This is a genomic window from Bacillus sp. VT 712 (assembly GCF_001614195.1).
GTDB classification, from domain to species: Bacteria; Bacillota; Bacilli; order Bacillales; family Bacillaceae_H; genus Priestia; species Priestia flexa.
This window is the reverse complement of the sequence record NZ_LWBK01000024.1, coordinates 46,553-68,845: the sequence shown is the minus strand read 5'-3', so window position 1 is coordinate 68,845 and position 22,293 is coordinate 46,553. Positions and strand designations below refer to the sequence as shown.

The window sequence follows — 22,293 nt, the reverse complement described above, 5'->3', positions numbered from 1 at the left end:
ATGTGCTTTTTTTTATTGAAACTCCGTTATGTTTTTTAAAGAGGGGGTACAATGAATAAGGGAGGAGGTCTGATAATGAAGTTTAAAGCCATTTTATTTGATGCGTACGGAACATTATTTGATGTACATACCGTGATTAAAGCATGTGAAGAATACTATCCTGATAAAGGAACAAAAATAAGTCAGTTGTGGCGCCAAAAACAAATCGAATATGCGATGCAAAGCCAAATTATGGACCGCTATGTTGACTTTTATGAACTCACAAAAAAATCATTACGCTATGCTATAGATGCTGTGGATGAGAAAGTAACACCTGAAAGTGAAGAAGCGTTACTTCATGCTTATTTCAAGCTTAACCTGTACTCTGAAGTGAAACAAGTACTGGCGTATTTAAAAGAAAAAGGACATCTGCTTGCCATCTTTACAAATGGACCTAAGCATATGATTGATCCACTCGTAGCTCACCACAGGTTAGCACCTTTATTTGATGATGTCATTTCTATTGACGAAATCAAACAGTACAAGCCGTCCATGGCTAGTTATCACTACGCAGCGAATAAGCTAGAAGTGGAACGTGACGAAGTGCTTTTCTTATCATCAAATCCGTGGGATATTGCTGGAGCAAAGAATTACGGATTTTCAACTGTGTGGGTAAACCGTGATCATCAAGTGCCGGAGCATCGTGAATTAACGCCTAATCGTGTAATTCATGACTTAACAAATTTAGTCAAATAAAAAAACAGAACACGCGTCCTGTTTTTTTGCTCTAGCTATAGGCCTCGGGGTCTGTTTTGGACCTTGATCGTAACTTGATTAAACGAACGATATTAAGCACTAATGTCTTAACAACCGCATAGAACGGTACGGCTAAAATCATTCCTAAAATTCCTGCTAAGTTTCCAGCTACCAAGAGCAGTAAAATGATGGTCAGCGGGTGGATGTTTAGCTTTCTACCCATAATAAGAGGTGAAATAACGTTTCCTTCCAGCTGCTGAACAATCACCATAACAAGAATAACTAAAAGTGCTTTTGTAGGAGAGTCTAAGATTCCGATAACAACAGCCGGAGCAGCTCCGGAAAATGGACCTAAGTATGGAATGATATTTGTTACGGCACCAATTAAGCCCAGTACGAGTGCGAACGGCAATCCAATAATTAAGTAACCAATGGATGCACACACACCAACGAACAGTGCAACAAGCATTTGACCTTGAATATAAGTAGCCACCGTTTCTTTCGTTTCTTCTAAAATCTTTAGACCCTCATCACGATAAGATGGTGGGAAAAGCTTAACGATGTACTTAGGTAAGCTATGTCCGTCCTTTAACATATAAAACAAAATAAACGGCACGGTCACAACTGTAAGCGTGATGTTAGTCAAAACGCTAAAAATAGTTGATAAGCTGCTCGTGACACCAGTGGTAAGCGTAGATGAAAAATTTGCAAGGGAATCCTCAATCTTTTCAATTGATACATATTCTTGCTCAACAATCCACTGGAATCCTTTTGTTTCTGATAAATTATTAATCGCTTCCTGGCTCTTTTCTACGTAAGTTGGGACTTTATCGGCAAACTGATTAGCTTCTTTTGAAAGAGCTGGGCCTAATGTTCCAATCGCGAGCGAAATCACGCCAATAAAAACGGCGTACAATACGAGAATCCCAATCGTTTTTGGTACTTTCCTTTTTTCAAGGAAAAAGACAATAGGACTAAATAAGAAATATAAAAATCCAGATACTAAAATAGGGAAAAAGAGCGTTGTGAAAAAGACAACGATTGGTTCAAATACAAATGAAATTTTCGTACAAATGTAAATGAACAATGCGATTAGCACAAGCTGAATCGTCCAAAATTGAAACTTCTTTGCTTTTGACACTTCATTACCTCCAAATAAATAAGTCAAACAATATCACTATCATACCCTTATCTAATTACTCTTCAAACGTTTTCTTTAGCTTCCAGCTATCATAGACTTCTGGCTGATGTGGCCAAGCTGAAAGAGAATGAGCTTCAATGGCTTTTAAGGCGAGAGGAGAAGCGTTGTTTTTATCCAACTTTTCCATGGGAATCCACAGTGCTTCAGCTGCATCTTGTCCTTCGAACTGACTCGGCATATGTATTAGCTCTCCGCCTTTAATCACTACATGATAAAAGACCGCAATGTGGTGAACATGAGTAAACTCTTTCCAGAGGCAAGGATATTGAAAATCAGCTGTACCTGCTTGTTTCGTAATGTTCACTTCAAAACCTGTTTCCTCCAAAAACTCTCGCTGCATCGCATCTACTAGCGTCTCGCCATGCTCAAGCTGACCACCGGGTAAATCAAAACGATGAATATAAGGTCCGCGATTTTTGCGAATGACGAGAATCTCTCCATCTTGTATACAAATGCCATATACTCCAAAGGCACGATCATATCGATCCATTCTATATTCACCAACTTTCTCCAATTGCATAATTCTCATTTTAACATATGTTTCAACTTAGCTTTCTAGTAAAAAGGAAGATTCCTGACGAGTTGAGTATAGGAAGTCTCATTAAACAGTCCTCAGTGGCAACCATGCCAAGCAGAGAGTATTTTTTTAATTGCTAATTAAGAAAGAACGGTTCTTGTTAAGAGTATTTTTATGCTCAGATGGAAATGCTGATTCTACAAGGGTTAAACATATGCATAAAAGGGAATACAAAAGTAACTAATCAATAGTTTGGAGAATACACAATGAAAAAAAGAAGAGTCGACTTTATCTTTTTATTTATTATGCTCGTATCTTCCTATCTTTTTTTCTTTACAGATTTATCGAAAGAATGGAAAATCGCGCTAGTTACTTTATATGCAGTGCTCATCTTCATCAGCATCTATTCCTTAATGCTCGAAAATCGGACGCCTCATAGTACGCTACTTTGGATGTATGTTCTCTTTTTCTTCCCTGTTGTGGGCTACATCTTTTATCTATACTCAGGTCAGCTGTACCTTAAAGGCTACTTATTTAAATCAAAGAGAATGAACAACCGTGAAACGCTCAAACGCATGACGGAAAAAGAAAAAGAAGCAAAGATAGACTTGTCTTCTCTAAGCCCTCATCAACGCTCATTTGCTGAGTATTCGGAGCGAGTTTCGTTTACAAAAGTAAACAACGGCACAAAAGCACGAGTTCTAAAAAACGGACAGGAAACTTTCTCAGAAATAACGGCAAGTTTAAAGAATGCAAAACACTTTATACATATGGAATATTATATGATTCACTCTGATAAGCTTGGAAAAGAAATCATGAGCTTGCTGATTGAAAAGGCAAAAGAAGGTGTCGAAGTTCGCTTTACCTTTGACACCGTTGGAAGCATCTCACTATCAGGCTCGGATGTTAAAGAGCTAAGAGACAGTGGGGTTAAAGTTTATGCCTTTTCACCGATTAAAAGCGGCTTTTTTAATCAAAAGTTTAACTTCCGCAATCATCGTAAAATCATTGTCATTGACGGTGAAGTTGGCTTTGTCGGTGGTTTAAACATCGGTATGGAATACTTGGGAGAAAACAAAGAAATTGGTTTTTGGCGCGATACACATTTAAAACTAGTAGGAGAATCCGTACAAACTCTTCATGCAGTTTTTTTATTTGACTGGGAGTATGTTTCCGGAGAAAATTTAATTATTGAAGAGCGCTACACAAAGGCGGTTTCCACTTCAGGAGATGGTTTTACACAAATTATTGCGACTGGGCCTGATACCCATGAAAATATGAGCGAATACTATTACGCTATGATTGCATGTGCCACAAAATCGATTTGGATTTCAACTCCTTACTTAGTTCCAAATGAAACGATTCGAACAGCGCTTCGAGTTGCTGCTAAAAAAGGTATTGACGTTCGAATCATGGTACCGGAAATTAATGATGGCTTTCTTACTCAGTACGCAACAAGGTCTTACTTTGGAGAACTCATTCGTTCCGGAATCGAAATTTATTCTTATCAAAAAGGCTTTATGCATCAAAAGATTGTCATTATTGATGACGATTTTGCTTCTGTTGGAACAGCCAATATGGATATGAGAAGCTTTCACTTAAACTTTGAAGTAAACGCTTTTTTAATGAATTCAAAAGCTATTCAAGATTTAATTAAACACTTTGAAGAAGATATGGAAGACAGCGAACTTATTAAGCCCGTTGCTTTCTATAAGCGAGGTCTTATAGAGCGATCAAAAGAATCCTTCGCGCGCTTATTTTCAGGAATATTATAAAGGAGAGATACGCTTATGGTTGAAAAACAAGCGGTCGGTGAAAAAGCTGCTGAGTTTGTAAAAGACGACATGATTGTTGGTCTAGGAACAGGCTCAACCGTTTATTACACAATTTTAAAGCTTGGTGAACGAGTAAAAAACGGCCTTCGCATACAAGGAGTACCCACTTCGAAAGAAACAGAAAAGCTTGCCCGCCAAATCGGTATTCCTCTCGTGACGCTGGCAGACGTTAACAAGCTAGACCTTGCCATTGACGGAGCAGACGAAGTGGACAATCAATTTGCACTCATAAAAGGTGGAGGTGGGGCACTTCTACGTGAAAAGATAATCGCCAAAGCATCTGAACAGTTCATTGTCGTTGCGGACTCAACGAAACTAGTTCAAACGCTTGGTGCGTTTCCTTTACCGGTAGAAGTAGTTCGTTTTGGATGGGAAATGACGGCTAAACATATGAGAGACCTTGGGTGTGTACCACGGCTCAGATTGTTAGAAGACCATACGCCTTTTATTACGGATAATGGAAACTATATAATGGACTGTCACTTTCAAGAAATTAAACGACCTCGTGAGCTAGAAGTAGCCCTTAATATGATACCAGGAGTAGTTGAAAATGGTTTGTTTAATCATATGACAAGTCGAGTCATTACAATCCGTAATCAGCAAGTCCATATGATAACACCATAAAAAGCTATGGCAGATGCCATAGCTTTTAGTTTTTAACGAGATAGAACGTTCCAATTCTGTTCTAATTTGTATATGTACTGGCGAGCTTGCAAAACGTTAGGATGGACAAGCGTATCAACTGTTTTCGTTGGACACGCTGCGCTGTAAAGCGTAAAAATAGTTATGTCATTATGTTTTAGCGGAGCAACGATATGAGATAAGCACCTGTATGAAGGATTTACTAAGCTTTGCACTAACATTTCTACATCTTTTTGATCATAAAAGTCCACTTCAATTTCCGTCTTCATTAAATAGCGTGTTTCCATCGCGCTGCTTCGATAATAATTGTAGCGACCGCCGATAAACTGTGAAGGGTTTGAAATGGATACATCAAGCGCCGTATAGGTTTGATCTTGGTTGCTGCTGTAGAAAATAGAGTCGTGCGTATATTTCATAAACTCTTGGTAAGAGTCTTCATCTTTCCATAATGCAATAATGCACGTATCTGTTTCATCTTCAACATTCCATCCCCCTAGCTGTCCAATAAAACCATCGACATGGGCAAGCGCTGCCCAATGCTGTTGAGCATAGGAAAATGACCCCTTTTTATCCATCGGTATGCTGCCTTTTATAATTTTTGTTAACATGCTCTCATCACCTCTTTAACAAAGGTTCGCTCTTTGTTAGAAAAATCCTTCCTTTATTCGGAAAATTACAGACATACATACTTCTATCGTCCCATACATTTCAACTATAAGGTCTTTCGATAGAAAGTGGGGAGATAGAATGAAGTTTTTTCGAGCAAAAGCATTCCCATCCGTTAGTCGAAAAGGATGGTGTGTACTATTTCAACATCCGTTTCAGACAGATAAAAACGGACAGAAATATCCGATTGTCAAGCGTTATCTATGTGATGAACAAGAAGAAGTAGATGTGCTTGTTGAAGAGCTGAATGAACTGTTACGTATAGAAGAGTATTGGACAAGCACTGTAAAAGGACGAGCGAAAGCACGCTACGACCAGCGCGTGGTGAACGCATTTTATGATGAAGTGGACGAGCCAGATACTCCAACAGTGAACAAAAGTCCGGATGCTTATCAGATTTCACTAATCGGAGAAGCGCAAAGTGGGAAAACATCCATCGTTCGTGCTGTTTTTGGTATTCACCCTGCGCGCGAAAAGTTTCCCATTCGTTTCCGAAAAGCAAGTTACGATGCGGTGTATGAGATGACGCATAGTGCTGCCTATGAAGCAAGGGTGTCGTTCCGATCACGCCAAGAAGTATATGAAAACCTTGAAAAATCTTTAATTGAAAGTGCTTTGGTTTATGCAAATGGAGGCACGGACTACGACCTTGCATTTGCACTTGTGCACGGAAACCCCGAGCTACACTTTGAAGCTTTATTTGGAGAGGTTCCGTATGGTCCTCGTTATTTTACAGAACAAGCTTCCACTGCCAAAAGCACAAAGCGAGTTTTTCAGTATGTTGAATCCATTAAAAGTATCGCAAGTGCGGTTTTAGAAGAAAGCAAGGAAGTAACAGAGGATTTTGAACAGCTGTTTTTACAAAAAGCAGAGTGCCGGCAGCTAATTGAAACGCTTTTAACATGTATTGAAAGATCATTTAAAGAAAAGTGTGATTTTACTTGGTCATATGGAATTGATGACTGGCCTCAGTTTGCATTCATTTCAACGGAAAGTCGGGCTCATTACTTTACGGCCTTACATCGCTTAACGACGGAAGCGGAAAAAGCAGATGGAGCGAGCTGCTATCCTCTTATTACGTCTATCCATGCCACTATTCCTTCAGTAAAAGAACAGCTTATTGTCATCCAAGATAGTAGAAGAGGAACCAGTCTTTATGATCAAGTGAAAGAAGCGGATCATATTATATATACTCACGATGCCTCACGCGAAATAAAGATTGATACGTTAAAACATCTAATTGCATATGGGTACGGAAATAAGCTACAGCTGCTCTTTACCCATGCTGAGCGTTTACAAGGTGAAAGGTACGCCGAAGAACGAGCGAAAAAGCACCGTTTATCTGCAGCAATCCAAGGATGTATTCAGCGAGAAGAACAAGTAGTTGCTACTCAACTTTCTTATTACCTCACGGCTGCCGATGTAGATTTGGTTTCCAATCTAAATCGAAGCGATGAAGATGATCATAAGTTGTCCGAAATGGTTTATGTAAATCAAGCTCGGACCGCACAAACACAAGTTGGTGCAGAGCTTAATCCTATTTATCTTAGTATATTAGCTCCTCCAATCATAACGCAGGCCATTAACCATTTGCATTCAAGTCTTCCTGACGATAGCGATAAGACATTTCATGAGGAGCTGACCAGCCAACTAGCGACCGCGCTTTATTACGGATTTGTCACCCAGCCTTCAGGATGGTCGACTTCTTATCATTCAGCCACCGATCGTCAGCGGACGTTCCAAGCTGTAGCGACTTCTCTTTTCTCAGCGGTTCAAGCGTACGTCTCAGATGAGGTAACGAGTAAAGACATGAAGGAGTGGATAGCGGTTCAACGTACAAAAGGTGAAGAATGGGGTTACTATGTAAAAAGGTTTCTTCAAACAAAAATGAACAAAGAGTTCGAGCGAGGCTTATATTATGTGGTAAAGCACGCGGTAGAAAGTCATGGGGGGATTTTTATTCATTAAAAGCAGCGAATCGACGCTGCTTTTTTTTCGTGGGTTCATAATTTCAGTCGTAAAAGTGCATATTACTACTGGTAAAAAATTTTAAGGTGGGCGAATAGCATTGGAGAACTATTATGATTGCATTATTATTGGAGGCGGAATTGCTGGTCTCCAAGCAGCGATTCAGCTTGGCAGGTACTGTCATCAAACCTTAGTGATTGATTCCAATGACGGTCGTTCAAATTTATGTAACAGATATCATAATTTATTAGGATGGCCAGAAGGTGTAAGTGGAGAAGAATTAAGGTTGAGTGGGAAGAAGCAAGCTATGCGTTATGACGTGCAGTTTGTAGCAGACTACGTGATATCAGCAGCTAAGCAAGACCAAGGTATCATTTTAAACACAAAATCTGGTGAATGCTATCAATGTAAAACAGTTTTGTTAGCCACGGGTATTAAAGATCACTTGCCAAGCTTTCCAGAGCTGATTGGTTGTCTTGGCATTAGCGTTTATATTTGTCCAGACTGCGATGGCTATGAAGTAAAAGACAGTCGAGTAATTGTAATTGGTAGAAGAGAAGCGGGAGCCAACCTTGCCTGTACATTAACTCATTGGACAAAGGATGTTGTTTATGTTGATGAAGAAATGAAGGTCTTGCCTACTAAGACAAAGCGAAAACTTCAGGAGCAAGAGTTAACGTATAAAAACGAACAAATTGAAAAAGTGTTGGTTGAAGAGAAAAGTCAGTTTAAAGGAATAAAATTGCAAAGTGGTGAAATAATTCATGCCAATCATTGTTTTTTAGCATTAGGTGGCAACAAAGTGCAAAGTCATTTAGCAGAACAGCTAGGTGTTTATACGACAGAGAATAACCATGTATTAACGAATCATCGAACGAAAGAAACGAACGTAGAAAACGTGTGGGCGGCTGGAGATTTAGTTGCTCATTCAGAACAAGCAGCAGTAGCTATGGGAGAAGGGGTTCAAGCAGCCATTTGGATTCATAAGCGTTTGCTAGTATAAAAATAACAACCTTCTTTTTCAAGGAGGTTGTTATTGGCTTGTATAGATATGGTGCTTGAATAGATTAACCGCACCAATAATCGTTCCAAATGGACTAAAGATAAGCAGTGTCCAACCGGTTAAGGGAGACACATAAATTTGCGTTAAAATAAGCGGGATGCTCAGAGAGATAATGACAAGCATCGTGTTAAAACCTAAGCTTTTTCGTAAATTCTCCATTGTTCTTCTCCTTTTTGAAAGTTCGCCAGCGTTCGGTGCAGACATTTGAAGAAATTGTGAAAATAAAGCTTTAGAAAAAAAGACTTAACCATAAACAGTTTCGACTTGTTTCGTGAATCTAGGTGTCTTTTGTCACAATTGAAAAAAGAGTATGTCAAGACTTTGCAGGCGATAAACAACACCTTCGTTATGTGGAATGAGTAGCACTTGTAAACTTCCATATTCACTTGTATTATGCTAGTTACAGTAAAGGTTTATACATAGAGAACACGAAAAAGAGTTTGGGACATAACAAAATGATTGCTTCTAAGAGACGAACACTAGCTGTTCCCATCTCTTTGGTTTGTCTGAACACGTTCGTTCCATTGCGCTGCGGGATCTCACGTTTTCCTCTCTTTCCCGCAGGAGTCGAGTGTCCTACGCTCCATTCCACCCTGTTTCCAACATTGTTTTTCACAATCAGCAAAAAACCTGAACGATTAAAAGTTATGAACTCTCAATCGTTCAGGTTTATCATTGGCTGAATTACTTATGTCCCAGCCTCTTTGATTAATCGTATTATTTAGAAGAAAGAGCTTTATACGTGTTTGGACCAACAATTCCATCAGCAGCTAAGCCGTTTGCGCTTTGAAACTTTCGAACAGCAGCGCTGGTATTAGAACCAAACATACCATCCACACCTTGAGTGTTAAAGCCAAGAGAAGTAAGCTTTTGTTGAAGTGCTTTAACTGCATCTCCTTTGCTACCAAGCTTCAAAATTGGCCCTGACGTTAAACTAGGGCCTTTGCTGGGTGAAGAAGGCTTGCTAGCTGTTGTTCCGTTTAACGCTTTTTGCGTAGCAGCATCAACGACTCCAGTGACAGATAGTCCGCGAGCTTTTTGAAACTGACGCAAAGCAGCATCCGTATTATTTCCAAATACGCCGTCAATTCCTTTTGTGCTAAAGCCAAGAGAGGTAAGCTTTTGTTGAAGAGCACGCACTTCGTTACCACGGCTTCCTTTCTTTAAACCAGTGCTTGTTGCTGGTGGTTTGACGCCTGGTTTTGCTCCGTTTAGCGCTTTTTGGGTAGCTGAGTCAACCACGCCGTTAACAGATAAGCCGCGATCTTTTTGGAATCTTCTTAAAGCCGTGTCTGTATTGTTTCCAAAAATTCCATCCACGCCTTTTGTATCATAACCAAGAGAAGTGAGCTTTTGCTGAAGCGTGCGCACTTCATTGCCACGGCTTCCTTTTTTAAGACCGCTAATAGCCGGCTGGGAAGGCTGACTGCTGCCAGATACTTTGTATCCATTAGCTGCCGCAATTGCGTCAAATGATTTTGATGAATTCGTAATGACGACTGGAGTTCCCACTGTTACTTGACTGAATAACCATTCCACTTCGTTATCGTACATACGAACGCATCCGCTGCTTATGTACTTTCCGATGGAACTAGGATTGTTGTTACCGTGAATAGCATACGTTGTACCATTTGTACCACGAGCGTTAATTCCCAACCAGCGATTTCCTAATGGATTTCGTGGATCTCCTCCCGGTATTTTGCCCGTATAATAAGGACGATTTACAATCTTATTAACAATGCGGAACTTACCTTCTGGTGTAAGTGAATTCGTTCGTCCAGTTGCAACTGAAAACGTACGAACGAGCTTGTTGTTCTTGTAATAAGCTAATTGATTGTTTGCTTTGTTGATGACGATGAAATGAGTTGTACTTCCTGCAGCTTCTGTTTTATTTGCGCTGAAGAAGAGAGTTCCCATTACTAAAATTACCGCTAAAAATAAGACACTTACCTTTGTTTTTTTCTTTGCCAACGGACCATCCCCCTTTTATTTTTTGGCCGTTTACACGTTTTGAATTACAAGTAATTCAAAAAAAGATAGCGCTTGCTTTTTTCGATATCTAGGTGATATGTTGCGTAAAAATAGTGCGAGAATGAACGTAAGTGTATAAAGTGAGGAGTATAGGGTGCGAATGTTTACAAATCACGTTCACTCCATTTCTAGGAGTAGAGTGGACTAAGGTATTTGTGTAAGTAATCACGTCCCTTCATAAAAAACTCTAAACTATAATAGTTTTTAATAACTATTATTATACCAGATATATACAAAATAGGAGGAAGTATCCATCTCTAATTCTCTGTATGAACCCACTATTTTCGACATCTTTCTCTTGGGGTTATGTCAAAATAACTAGATTTTTAACGTCGGTTTTTGATAAGCGTTCGACAGGGGAAGTTGACAGAAAGTCTAAAAAGAAAAGAGGAAGGTGCTTTTTTTTCTTTTTATCAATGTTAAAAGAGGGTGCGACATAACAAAACAAATTTTCAAAACGACGAACAATCCCTTTTTTCACTTCTTTACGTTGTCAGAACACGTTTCATTGCGCTACGGCCACTCTCTTTCCGCGGAGAGGAACCTGAGCTTCCTCGCTGTGGGATCTCAGTTTTCCCTCTCTTTCCCGCAGGAGTCGAGTGTCCTACGCTCCATTCTACTCTGTTTATGAAATCGTTTTCGCAATCAGCAAAAAACCTGAACCATTAAAAGTGAGGAACTCTCAATTGTTCAGGTTTATCATGAGCCGAATTACTTATGCCCCAGCCTTTCTAGTGTAGTAGTGTAATACTTAAATAAGCGATGTATAAAGCTTGAGCGAAAAACAAAAGTCCCCAAATGCGACTTGAAATCATCGTAAGCTCTTTTAAGCTGGTTGCATCACCGGCATGATAGGGTTGCTTGACGCTTAATACAAAAATAACAGCTGCTGATAAAACAGACTCAACCAACAAAATGGCTCCAACAAACATCATGCTATACATAACGAGAGCGGGGGAATTTAGGTAGTAAATCCCTCCTAAAATAACAAGGATGGACGCAAGCCAAAGTACTCCGTAGCGATTTCTTACTAAGAAAAGAAGATTGAATAATAAAATACCCCCTAATCCATAAAACAGTAAGTCGTAGCGATGTTGTATAAGCAGATAAAAGAATAAATACGTCATGGCCGAACTAAAAGGATAACCGGCTAGTGCAATAATAACGCGAGGAAGCCAGCCGCGAGCACCAGCATAGGTCGACGTAATGGCTACTCCTTCTGTGTTTGTGTATAGCTCGATTCGCTTTACACCTTTTCCGAAAATCAGCCCCATAAGGGCATGACCATCCTCGTGCAAAAGCGTATTTAAATTAGAAAAATAGCGCCCTATGTGTGTGAGACCTTGGTTAAGGCCGTGCATTTGCCGGCCTGCTAACGGAATGCCTCTTGTTAAAATAATGGCAAGAACGATAAACGCATACAAAATGGTGTGTTGTGACATAGTATTCTATTCCTTTGCGTATAAAATCAAAGCTACTATTACTTTACCTTGTTTAAAACAGAAAGAGCAATTTTTAATCGTTATCCTTACAGTGTTTTAACATTTGTCAGAAGTTATTACACATTCGTTGACCAATCATCCTTCTAGTTATTACGCTTAAAAGAGACATAAGTGAAAAGGGAGCGGTGAGGATGAACGATAAATGGAATGCATTTCTTAATAAAGAAATAATCGCAGAGCCAACGAATCACGGAGTGTTAAGTGGAAAAACATTTGCTTTAAAAGATGTATTTGATGTAAAAGGACATACGGCTAGTGCGGGAAACCCTTACTGGCTACATACCCATGAACAAGCGAGTGATCATGCTGAAGCTGTTAAAAGTTTGTTAGCTTCAGGTGCTAAGCTGACGGGCGTAACGCATACAGATGAGCTAATGTATGGATTAAATGGTGAAAACTTTCATTATGGAACGCCACTTCATCCAATTAATCACAACCGAATTCCAGGAGGTTCATCAAGCGGCTCAGCGGTGGCGGTAGCTGCTGGGCTCGTCGATTTTGCAATTGGAACGGACACAGGGGGATCGATACGAATTCCAGCTAGCTATTGCGGGGTTTATGGATTTAGACCGACGCACGGTAGCTTATCGGTTAAAGGATTAATACCGTTAGCACCCAGTTTTGATACGGTAGGGTTTATGGCAAAAGATATAAACACGATGCTTGATGTTGCATCCGTGTTGTTTGCGTCTCAAGCTACAGCACCTTCTTTTGAGAACGTCGTTGGAGTAAACAATTTGTTTGAACTAGCGGATGAGGAAGCCGGTAAGAAAGTAGAAGTTCTATTAGAAGATCACGCTGTTAGCTACAAGAATTTACAGCTTTCTTACAAGCTAAGTGAATGTATGGAAGCATTTCGCACGCTGCAGGGAATTGAAATTTGGCGTGCTCACGGAGAATGGATTAAACGATATAACCCGACATTTGGTCCTGATGTAGCCGAACGTTTTGAATGGGCCAGCACATTAAAAGAAGAAGATATGTCAGATGCTAAACAAATTCGTGACACGATTACTAAAGAGCTTACTCATCTTTTAGATGGTCAAACAATCTTAGTGCTACCAACAGCTCCTGGAGTAGCTCCTCTGAAGAATGCCGTTGGTCCAGAACTTCAAAATCGAAGGTTGTATACGCTGCAGATGACGTGCTTAGCTGGTTTAGCCGGGTTACCACAGCTTACGATTCCAGCTGGTTATGTTAATCAACTCCCTGTTGGTTTATCCGTTATTGCAGGAAGAAATCAAGATCAGCAATTAGTGAAATGGGTGCAAGCATGGATGGGAAGTAAAGAAAGAGTCTCCTTGAAAGAGTAAAATATAAAAATGATAAAAAAACGCTCATTACCAAAAAAATGGGTGTTTTTTTGTGTTAAAATAATCAAGTGCTTTGCCGATTTATAAGATAATAGCTAATTAAACAGTTAACTAACATATAGGATAGAAAATGTACGAAACGCAATAATTATGCAGAGAACTGAGGGGGCAATATGGAAGATTATTTTTCAAAACAATTTGACAAAGAACAATTTACGTTTGTTTATCAACCAATTTATAGTGTGAATAGATGGAGTAAAGTAGGGTTTGAAGCACTGTTAAGATTACATTATTCTCATGCACCCATTATGGATGTATTTTTACAGGCGCACGAAGAAAAAAAGCTGACTCAGCTTGACATGATGGCGATTGAAGGAGCCATTGATTGTTTTCCATTTGAAATTTTACAAGGTGAAAAGCTGTTTGTGAATATTTTTCCATCTACTTTAATAGATAAACAGTTTCACTTTTTTATTCAGCACTTATTAGTTATGTATCCAAGCATCTTCAAGCGCGTGGTATTCGAACTAAATGAAAGTCCATTTGAGCACAGTGTCTGGTCATCTCCACTGTTTAAAGAAGGGCTGAACTATTTGCGTCAATGTGGGTTTCAAATCGCTATAGACGATGTAGGAACAGGGATGGGGAGTCTTCAGCACGTTGTGGAGCATCGGCCAGACATTATTAAGCTAGATCGCTATTTTTCAAGGGGTTTAGCTGATTCAAAAGAAAAGCAAGAAATGGTGAAATGCTTATCACAATATAATAAAGGAAACACCACGCTCATTTTAGAAGGAATTGAGTGTGAAAAGGATTTGGCTATTGCACTTGCGCTAGATATTAAGGTAGTACAAGGCTATTTACTAGATCGTCCTGCAGCAATCGATACATTTTTAAAGAACCACCAGCTTAGGGAATCGTTGAGCTTTGGGGGTATTCGTTGAGGAATATGAGCTTTATTAAGTGGTTTGGTAGCTGTTGAAGGGACAAAACCTTGCTATAATAAATAGAAAGAGGACTTACAAAAGTGAGGCGAGGGAGATGGGCAGTTTTTTCAAGCGAACGGAAGTGGAAAAGAAAGAATCTGCAACAACAGCTTGGACAGTAAAAGCAGGAAGCAGCCAAAAAGAAATGGAAGTGGAGAATGACACGAGACTATTTACGGTTATGACCATTGCAAAAACAATTGTCGATGTAATTAAGAGAATACCTCAATATAAAAAAGAGCAGATTGACGAGAAACCTGTAAGGTTCTCGTCAATCTGGAAAAGCCACATGAAAAAATTTCATGTGGCTTTTTTATATCTTTTCTTTCACAAACTATTATTTTATACAATGAATAGCCTTTTTGTTTTCGATAGATAAGCATGAGGAATGTTTTAATACATAACTCCTTGGATAGTATGTGAAAAAATAATTAATATCTTAGAATATAGATTTGATTAGGAGAGAGCATGCCTATAATTATAAAAAGATAAAATTTTCTGAAAAAAGTTGTTGCCAATCTCTACAAAACTATTTATAATTCAAATCAATTAGGAAAGCGCTTTCTTTACTTAGGAGATGAAAGGGGTCTTTACATGATAGGTGACAATCAAGCGTTGCTTATAATGAAAGGGATTAAAAAGAGTTTTTCCAACAACCATGTTTTAAAGGGCATTGATTTAAATGTTAAAGCTGGAGAAGTACATGTTCTGTTAGGAGAAAATGGAGCTGGAAAATCAACTCTCATTAAAATTTTAACAGGGGCTTATGAAAAGGATGAAGGTGAGATTTACTGGGAAGGAAAGCATGTGCAGATTAATAATCCTGTGGATTCTATGAAGCTTGGCATCGCAACAATTTATCAAGAACTCAACGTTATTCCACAGCTGAAAGTCTATGAAAACATCTTCCTTGGAAGGGAATTAAAGCAACGTGGAAAGGCTTCTTTTTTAAACCATAAACAAATGAGAGAAGAAGCAAAGCGCTACTTGACCATGTTAGGACAAAGCCCAGATCTTGCTGATAAGCAGCTCAGTGAATTAGGGATTGGTCAGCAACAATTAGTGGAAATTGCTAAAGCGCTTACCTTAGATGCGAAGTTAATCATTATGGATGAGCCAACTGCCAGCCTAAGTTCTACAGAAGTTGAACAGCTATATTCAACAGTAGAAGGCCTTACGAAAAAAGGTATTGCAATTGTTTTTATCTCTCATCGGTTGGATGAGATTAAGCGGATGGGTGATCGAATAACCATTTTACGAGATGGCTTTCAAATCGATACGCTACCAGTTCGCACAACAACAACGGACAAGTGGATTGAGCTTATGGTTGGAAGAACGTTAGATGAAAAATATCCAAAGCAGTCGTTTGTACTTGGAGATGAAGGGTTTCGCATCAAAGATTTCCATGTCAAAGGCTTTAAAGAAAAGCTGAACTTTACCCTGAGATACGGCGAGATTGTCGGTATTTCCGGATTGGTTGGAGCAGGAAGAACAGAGTTAGCTAGAGCGATTTTTGGAGCTGACCAAAAAGAAAGCGGAAGCGTATATATCGATAAGAAAGAAGTTCATATTAAATCACCTAAAGACGCCATCAATGCAGGTATTGCATTCATTACTGAAGATCGAAAGAATGAGGGCCTCCTGTTGGATCAACCTCTAGATTTTAACATCTCCTTAGCTAATACAAAAATGTTTAAACAAAAAAATAATCTTATCAATTTAAACACCATTAAGAAAACAGCAGACAACTATATTAAAGAACTGCGGGTACGTCCTGATAATATTGAGCTTCATGCTCGTAAGCTAAGCGGTGGTAATCAGCAAAAAGTAGTTATTGCCAAATGGCTTTGTACACAAGCAAAGGTGTTCATTTTTGATGAGCCGACTCGAGGAATTGATGTAGGTGCCAAAGTCGAGGTATATCGTTTAATGAATCAGCTTGTAGAGAATGGTGCGATTGTTCTTATGATTTCATCTGATTTACCAGAAATTCTTGGTATGTGTGATCGCGTACTCGTAATGAATGAAGGTAAATTTACGGCTGATTTAGAAATTCAAGAAGCAAATCAAGAAATAATTATGAAAGCAGCGACAGGAGGCTGAACGTAATGAGTGAAGTTATTATTCAAAAAAAGCCAGCGCCCAGCGAAAAGAAGTCATTTAAGCATTTTTTAGGTAAGTTTGGTGCCTTAATCGGTCTTATTATATTAAGCGGTATTCTTACACTGCTATCTGACAAATTCCTTACTGTAAATAATATTATGAATATCGCTCGTCAGTCTTCTATCAATGCTTTATTAGCACTGGGAATGCTTTTACCTATTTTAACAGCAGGTATTGATTTATCTGTTGGGTCAATATTAGCTGTTTCAATTATGGTCATGGGTATTGTCTCTGTTACGATGGGATTCAATCCAATTCTAGGTATTCTTGTTTGCTTATTAGTTGGTATATTCTTTGGATGGTTAAACGGAATTTTACTTACAAAACTTCGCTTGCCTCATCCATTTATCTCAACGCTTGGCACCATGAACATTGCTCGTGGTATTGCGTTAATCATTACCGCTGCAGCACCTATTGCAGGCTTTCCTTTTATGATTCAATTTTTAGGTAGAGAATTTATTGGCCCAATTCCAATCAGCTTTTTACTTGTCATTGTGATGTACATTATTTTTCACATCTTTTTAACAAGAACACAAACAGGCCGATACATTTATGCAATTGGGGGCAATAAAGAAGCAGCCCACTTATCAGGGATTAATGTAGATCGCGTTCTCATTATTGTTTATACAATCAGCGGCTTTATGGCAGCGCTGGCTGGACTTGTTATGGTTGGACGCGTCAATTCTGCGTTCCCGCTCGCTGGTTTATCTTACGAGTTAGATGCAATTGCAGCCGTTATTATCGGAGGTGCAAGCTTCTTTGGAGGCGTAGGTACTGTATGGGGAACGCTAATTGGAGCCATGATCATTGCTGTGTTAAGAAATGGCCTGAACTTACTCAATGTTTCAGCTGATTTTCAAATGGCAGTTATTGGAGTCGTCATTATCGCAGCCGTATATGTGGACGTACTTAGACAGAGAAAAAGCAAAAAGGGTTCATAAAAAATTAAGCGTTTACATTTTTGGTTATCTATTCTAAAGGGGGAAATGATGATGAAAAAAGGGTTAAAAAAGTTAGGGATGTTAACAATGGCAGCCGGGTTACTAGTTGCAGCAGGGTGCAGCAGTGATAAAGCGTCTGGAGGAGGAGAAGAAAGCGTAACGGTCGTTTTAAAAACGCTGAGTAGTCCATATTGGAAGTACGTTGAAGCGGGAGCGAAAGAAGCGGGAAAAGATCTAGGCGTGGATGTAAATATTGTTGGGCCAGCATCTGAATCTCAAGTTATTGAACAGGTAAATATGATTGAAGATTCCATCAATCAGATGCCGGGAGCAATTGTAGTGTCACCATCTCAGCCTTCAACGGTTGTACCTGTCTTAAAGCAAGCAACTCAAGGTGATTTACCGGTACTATTAATTGATACAGATGCTGATTTTGATGAAAAAACAGCGTTTATTGGAACAGATAACTATACGGCTGGTCAAGAAGGAGGAAAACTTCTTGCATCTATGCTAGAAAAAGGAGATAGCGTTGCTTTAATTGCGGGAGCACTTGGGAACTCAGCAATGGATGCTCGTATTAAAGGAGCGAAAGAAGAACTTGAAAAGGCAGGCATGAAGATTGTTGCTGAACAGCCAGCTGATAGTGATAAAACAAAAGCGATGTCTGTTATGGAAAACATTATGCAAAAAAACAAAGATGTAAAAGGTGTATTTTCTGCAAATGATGATATGGCACTCGGGGCTTTACGTGCTCTTGAAGGTAAAGGGGATATTCCTGTAATTGGTACAGATGGAACCGTTGAAGCTGTTGAATCAATCATTGCTGGTAAAATGGCCGGTACGATTGCACAAAGTCCATATGATATGGGATATCAAGGTGTAGAAAATGCGCTGAAAACAATTAAGGGTGAAAAAATTGAAAAACGTATTGATAGTGGGATCGATATTATCACAAAAGAAAATGCTCAGGAAAAGCTAGAGTTCTTACAAAGTATTTCAAAATAATAGCAGTATTAAGCTCTTGATGTGCGATAGAAACTCTTAATCAGGCGTGTTAAGAATCCATATAGAAAGCGCCTTGTAAAGGATATGAACAACTCATTCGTGATAAGATAATTAAAAGAGAAGATTAAGAGGAGAAGAGCTAGAATGAAAACAACAATTTATGATGTAGCAAAAAAAGCTGGAGTTTCTATCGCCACTGTATCAAAAGTTATTAACGAAACAGGTCGTATCGGTGAAAAAACGCGAAAAAAAGTTCACAAGGTGATGGAAGAGCTCGATTATCAGCCAAGTAGCGTAGCGGCAGCTTTAACTGGAAAGAAAACGTATACAATCGGCGTGCTGGTACCCGATATTTCAAACCCATTTTTTGCAGAGGTAGCGCGTGCTTTTGAAAATAGCGCGCGATCTGCAGGGTATACGCTGTTTCTTTGCAGTACTGATAATCAGCCAGAACGTGAAAATGAATATGTAGAGCTCTTGTTGAAAAAGCAGGTAGATGGCATTGTAGTTGCCACTGAGCTAAATAATTTTAAGCTAGTAAATAAAATTGTAAGCAGAGAACTACCGCTTGTTCTGTTTTCTGTGGATCATCCATCAGTCTCTACTCATGTGGTTACCACAGATGATGTAAGAGGTGGCTATTTAGCGGGGGACCACTTAACAAGTAAAGGGCACCGTCAAATAGCTATTATTATGGAACAAGATCGTAGCAGTAGTAAAGCACGTCTAAATGGGTTTACACAAGCATTAAACGAAGAGCAGGTTTTTTTAAAAGACGGTGATGTAATTAGCTGTCGTTCAGTTATTGAAGATGCCAAAAGAGCGGCGCGTGAACTCTTATCAGGTCCTAAAAAACCTACTGCTGTCTTTGCCTGTACGGACTTAATTGCCGTAGCAGTTATGAATGAGGCTCGAAAACAGGGGTTAGCTATTCCTGGTGATTTATCAGTTATTGGATTTGACAATACGATCTATGCTGAAATGGCTGATCCGGGATTAACAACCATTGAGCAACCGATTACGCAAATGGCTGAATATACGTTTGCGCAGCTCTTAAAGACAATTAACGGAAGTGAGTCGATTAAACAAAGGGTTATGCTAACTCCTGAGCTTGTCGAGCGGGGGTCTGTTAAAAACATACTGGAGTAAAAGGGGAGAGGTTCTGTGAACAAAGTAAAGGTAGGAATTGTAGGGTTAGGCAGGCTTGGAATTCAGCATGCTGAGAATTTAGCTTTTCGCATTCCAAACTGTGAATTAAAAGCAATTTGTGGTTTAAATAAGGAACAGTTAGCCGAACTAAGTGATAAGTGGAACATTCCATATACGTATACATCCTATGAAGAAATGCTACAGAACAGTGAGCTTGATGCCATTTTTATTGCTTCACCTTCTAACTTCCACTGTGATCAAATTCAGCAAGCATTAGAAGCGGGATATCACGTATTTAGTGAAAAGCCATTAGGCCTTTACCTAGAAGAGGTGGAAAAGATTGAGACAATTATTAATCGCCACCAAGACAAAGTATTTATGCTTGGGTTCATGAGAAGGTATGATGATTCATATGCATATGCCAAAAAGCAAATTGAACAAGGTGCAATAGGTGAACCTGTGATGGTTCGTTGCTACGGATTTGATCCTACGGAAGGTTTGGAATCATTTTTAAAGTTTGCTCAAAAAAACTATAGCGGGGGCATATTCTTAGATATGGCTGTGCATGATTTTGACCTTGCCAGATGGTATCTTGGAGCTGAAGCGGAGCAAGTGTGGGCAATCGGTGGAGCCTATTCAGTCCCAGCATTCACGGAGTTAAATGATGCAGAAACAGGAGCTGCTCTTGTAAAGTTTTCAAATGGTACGATGGGTCTTTTTGCAGCAGGGAGAAATAGCCGTCACGGATATCATATTGAAACAGAGATTATCGGTACAAAAGGAAGTCTGCGAATTGGTACTGTTCCTGAAAAGAATGCAGTAACCATTTTCAACGACGCGGGTGCTCTGAAAGAGTGCGTATCTAATTTTAATGAACGATTCGCACAGGCATATTTGTCAGAGGTTGAAGAATTTATTCATTGTATTCAAACTGGTAGCAAGCCAGCTATCACTGCTAAAGATGGCGTGCAGGCTTCACTATTAGGATATGCTTGTAAAGAATCATTTGAAACGGGTGAGCTGGTTCACGTTAAAGCTTACTCTAGTACAAAGTAACAATAAGACGCCTCACATCGTGTGAGGCGTTCTCTGCATATTTTATTCAGTTAAACAGACAGTTTTTGCTGTTGGTCTGTGGATTGATAACTCGTGGTTTGCTCAGGTAACGCTAAAAATCTCGTTAAGAAAGCGCCTACAAAATAAAGGATAGCAAAGATCCACATTAAGCCACCGACACCGACAGGACCGATAAATAGTGCGACAATAGCTGGACCAACAAATGCTGCAAGACCAGATCCAAGATTTAAAACGGACATTGCAGCTCCTTTATTATCAGGAGCAAGAGATGGGACAAGAGCAGTTAACGGCACGTACCCAGCTAAAGTAGCTCCATAGAAGCAAGCAACTAGCATCAGTGCCCAGTAATTATGGCCAAAAATCTGGGGCGTATAGTAAAGCGCCAACGTAGCTAGTCCGCATCCAACACCGCCGAACCACGTCACGGTGTTAACCCAGCCGAATTTATCGCCAACAACACCAAAGATGAGGTTAAACACAATGTTCACAAAAAATAAGGTGCCCCATATTTGGAGCCATTCTGTAATGGTAAAGTTAAAGCCAACCATATAAGTTGGTAAAAAGACTACGAAGCCAAATTTTGCAGCGGAATTAATAATTTTTACTACGCCACCGATGGCTACTTTCGGCTTCTCAGCCATGATAGTTAAACCTTTTAGCAGCTCTTTAGATTTGTTATCGCTTACAATTTTGCCGTTAAATCGATCCTTGTTAATGACGATAGATAAAATAGCACCAATTGCTACGAACACTAAAGCAGTCCATAGCGTCGCAATTTCCCCAATTCGGCTTACCATTACGCTGGAGTATAAAGCGCCGATAACGCTAAGACCAAGCTCAAAGACAAACCAAAACCAGCCAACAGCTCTAGCTAATGATTGCTGAGGGGTATTGTAAGAAACCCAAACTAAAAATGAATAAGCAAAAAGTGGATAGCCTAATCCGCGAAGTCCATAAGATAAGAGAATTAAAGGATAATTCAAGCTTGGAATAGCTATGCCAATAAAAACAATAGAACCGATAATAAATGAAATAACGCCAATAACCATTGTCTTTCTCGGCCCCCACATTTGAACAAGAACACCAGAAAACCATGCGCTAATGGCAACGGTAATACCGTAAAGCGAGAATAAAAAACCAGCTTGTTCCATTGATAAACCACGTTCTACTAGGTAAGGTGATAGCCAACCGTGCTCAAGGCCATCCCCAATCATAAATACAACGATACCTATGTACCCCCAAAATAGATTAGAAGGAATGCCAATCTTGTCGATCCATGAGTTCTTCGTTCCAAGCATATTCATTTGTCCCATCCACCACTTTCAAAGTTTTTAAAAGGAAAGCGCTTAACTTCATTCATAATAGAAGTATACGGTTACATTTCTGAAAAGTCAATTAAATTTATGGGGTTTTTAGACTCTTTAAAACCCTGTTTATTGTTGGTGAAGGAAGAATAAATGTCTATATAATAAGGTTAGATAAAGAGAATTCAATTTTTC

General features: G+C 39.3%; 20 protein-coding genes. 13 read left to right on the top strand and 7 right to left on the bottom strand.

Annotated features, from left to right (window positions below; all coding sequences use genetic code 11):
• Positions 1 to 75 precede the first annotated feature (75 nt).
• The gene (locus A2U94_RS12715; protein ID WP_025909275.1) at positions 76 to 735 is read left to right on the top strand and encodes a haloacid dehalogenase type II; all 660 of its coding nucleotides are present in this window, start codon (positions 76 to 78) and stop codon (positions 733 to 735) included.
• Between the two features lie 31 nt (positions 736 to 766).
• Here the strand turns inward: A2U94_RS12715 and A2U94_RS12710 are convergent, their stop codons facing one another.
• Both A2U94_RS12710 and A2U94_RS12705 read right to left on the bottom strand, forming a co-directional pair.
• Positions 767 to 1,876 (bottom strand): AI-2E family transporter, encoded by a 1,110-nt coding sequence (locus A2U94_RS12710; RefSeq protein ID WP_025909274.1) that lies wholly within the window; start codon positions 1,874 to 1,876, stop codon positions 767 to 769.
• Between the two features lie 55 nt (positions 1,877 to 1,931).
• Positions 1,932 to 2,426: an NUDIX hydrolase gene (locus A2U94_RS12705; protein ID WP_025909273.1), complete on the bottom strand. Its 495-nt coding sequence runs from the start codon at positions 2,424 to 2,426 to the stop codon at positions 1,932 to 1,934.
• Positions 2,427 to 2,719: 293 nt separating this feature from the next.
• Here A2U94_RS12705 and cls point away from each other — a divergent pair, with 293 nt between their 5' ends.
• Together cls and rpiA are read left to right on the top strand one after the other, a co-directional pair.
• A complete protein-coding gene (cls, locus tag A2U94_RS12700; RefSeq protein ID WP_025909272.1) occupies positions 2,720 to 4,228 on the top strand; it encodes a cardiolipin synthase in 1,509 nt (502 codons plus the stop codon).
• Between the two features lie 15 nt (positions 4,229 to 4,243).
• On the top strand, positions 4,244 to 4,912 hold the full coding sequence (rpiA, locus tag A2U94_RS12695) for a ribose-5-phosphate isomerase RpiA (protein ID WP_025909271.1): 669 nt from the start codon (positions 4,244 to 4,246) through the stop codon (positions 4,910 to 4,912).
• Positions 4,913 to 4,944: 32 nt separating this feature from the next.
• Here the strand turns inward: rpiA and A2U94_RS12690 are convergent, their stop codons facing one another.
• Complete coding sequence (locus A2U94_RS12690) at positions 4,945 to 5,538, bottom strand: YdbC family protein (RefSeq protein WP_025909270.1); 594 nt, start codon at positions 5,536 to 5,538, stop codon at positions 4,945 to 4,947.
• 139 nt (positions 5,539 to 5,677) lie between these two features.
• Between A2U94_RS12690 and A2U94_RS12685 the strand changes: the two genes are divergently transcribed.
• On the top strand, positions 5,678 to 7,564 hold the full coding sequence (locus tag A2U94_RS12685) for a hypothetical protein (RefSeq protein ID WP_025909269.1): 1,887 nt from the start codon (positions 5,678 to 5,680) through the stop codon (positions 7,562 to 7,564).
• A gap of 100 nt (positions 7,565 to 7,664) precedes the next feature.
• A complete protein-coding gene (locus tag A2U94_RS12680) occupies positions 7,665 to 8,567 on the top strand; it encodes an NAD(P)/FAD-dependent oxidoreductase (protein WP_025909268.1) in 903 nt (300 codons plus the stop codon).
• 30 nt (positions 8,568 to 8,597) lie between these two features.
• Here A2U94_RS12680 and A2U94_RS12675 read toward each other — a convergent pair whose 3' ends face one another.
• From A2U94_RS12675 to A2U94_RS12665, 3 genes are all read right to left on the bottom strand, one after another.
• Positions 8,598 to 8,786, bottom strand: coding sequence for a hypothetical protein (locus A2U94_RS12675; protein ID WP_025909267.1), 189 nt, complete (start codon positions 8,784 to 8,786; stop codon positions 8,598 to 8,600).
• Between the two features lie 558 nt (positions 8,787 to 9,344).
• Positions 9,345 to 10,598 carry a L,D-transpeptidase family protein gene (locus tag A2U94_RS21570; RefSeq protein WP_025909266.1) on the bottom strand — a complete coding sequence of 418 codons (1,254 nt, stop codon included), beginning with the start codon at positions 10,596 to 10,598 and terminating at the stop codon, positions 9,345 to 9,347.
• 791 nt (positions 10,599 to 11,389) lie between these two features.
• Positions 11,390 to 12,100 (bottom strand): M50 family metallopeptidase, encoded by a 711-nt coding sequence (locus A2U94_RS12665; protein ID WP_025909265.1) that lies wholly within the window; start codon positions 12,098 to 12,100, stop codon positions 11,390 to 11,392.
• A 191-nt stretch (positions 12,101 to 12,291) separates the two neighbouring features.
• Here A2U94_RS12665 and A2U94_RS12660 point away from each other — a divergent pair, with 191 nt between their 5' ends.
• The 8 genes from A2U94_RS12660 to A2U94_RS12625 all read left to right on the top strand — a co-directional run bounded on the left by A2U94_RS12660 (position 12,292) and on the right by A2U94_RS12625 (position 20,773).
• The gene (locus A2U94_RS12660; protein WP_025909264.1) at positions 12,292 to 13,473 is read left to right on the top strand and encodes an amidase; all 1,182 of its coding nucleotides are present in this window, start codon (positions 12,292 to 12,294) and stop codon (positions 13,471 to 13,473) included.
• A gap of 173 nt (positions 13,474 to 13,646) precedes the next feature.
• A complete protein-coding gene (locus tag A2U94_RS12655) occupies positions 13,647 to 14,417 on the top strand; it encodes an EAL domain-containing protein (protein ID WP_025909263.1) in 771 nt (256 codons plus the stop codon).
• Positions 14,418 to 14,514: 97 nt separating this feature from the next.
• Positions 14,515 to 14,838 carry a hypothetical protein gene (locus tag A2U94_RS12650; protein WP_139109161.1) on the top strand — a complete coding sequence of 108 codons (324 nt, stop codon included), beginning with the start codon at positions 14,515 to 14,517 and terminating at the stop codon, positions 14,836 to 14,838.
• Positions 14,839 to 15,053: 215 nt separating this feature from the next.
• A complete protein-coding gene (locus tag A2U94_RS12645; RefSeq protein ID WP_035320431.1) occupies positions 15,054 to 16,562 on the top strand; it encodes a sugar ABC transporter ATP-binding protein in 1,509 nt (502 codons plus the stop codon).
• Positions 16,563 to 16,567: 5 nt separating this feature from the next.
• Positions 16,568 to 17,563, top strand: a complete 996-nt coding sequence (locus A2U94_RS12640) for an ABC transporter permease (protein ID WP_025909260.1) — start codon at positions 16,568 to 16,570, stop codon at positions 17,561 to 17,563.
• Positions 17,564 to 17,614: 51 nt separating this feature from the next.
• Positions 17,615 to 18,568, top strand: coding sequence for a sugar ABC transporter substrate-binding protein (locus A2U94_RS12635; RefSeq protein ID WP_025909259.1), 954 nt, complete (start codon positions 17,615 to 17,617; stop codon positions 18,566 to 18,568).
• 144 nt (positions 18,569 to 18,712) lie between these two features.
• Entirely contained in the window at positions 18,713 to 19,717 is a 1,005-nt protein-coding gene (locus tag A2U94_RS12630) for a LacI family DNA-binding transcriptional regulator (protein ID WP_025909258.1), read from the top strand.
• A gap of 15 nt (positions 19,718 to 19,732) precedes the next feature.
• Positions 19,733 to 20,773 (top strand): Gfo/Idh/MocA family oxidoreductase, encoded by a 1,041-nt coding sequence (locus tag A2U94_RS12625; RefSeq protein ID WP_025909257.1) that lies wholly within the window; start codon positions 19,733 to 19,735, stop codon positions 20,771 to 20,773.
• A 50-nt stretch (positions 20,774 to 20,823) separates the two neighbouring features.
• Here the strand turns inward: A2U94_RS12625 and A2U94_RS12620 are convergent, their stop codons facing one another.
• Complete coding sequence (locus A2U94_RS12620; RefSeq protein WP_025909256.1) at positions 20,824 to 22,098, bottom strand: MFS transporter; 1,275 nt, start codon at positions 22,096 to 22,098, stop codon at positions 20,824 to 20,826.
• Positions 22,099 to 22,293: the final 195 nt, after the last annotated feature.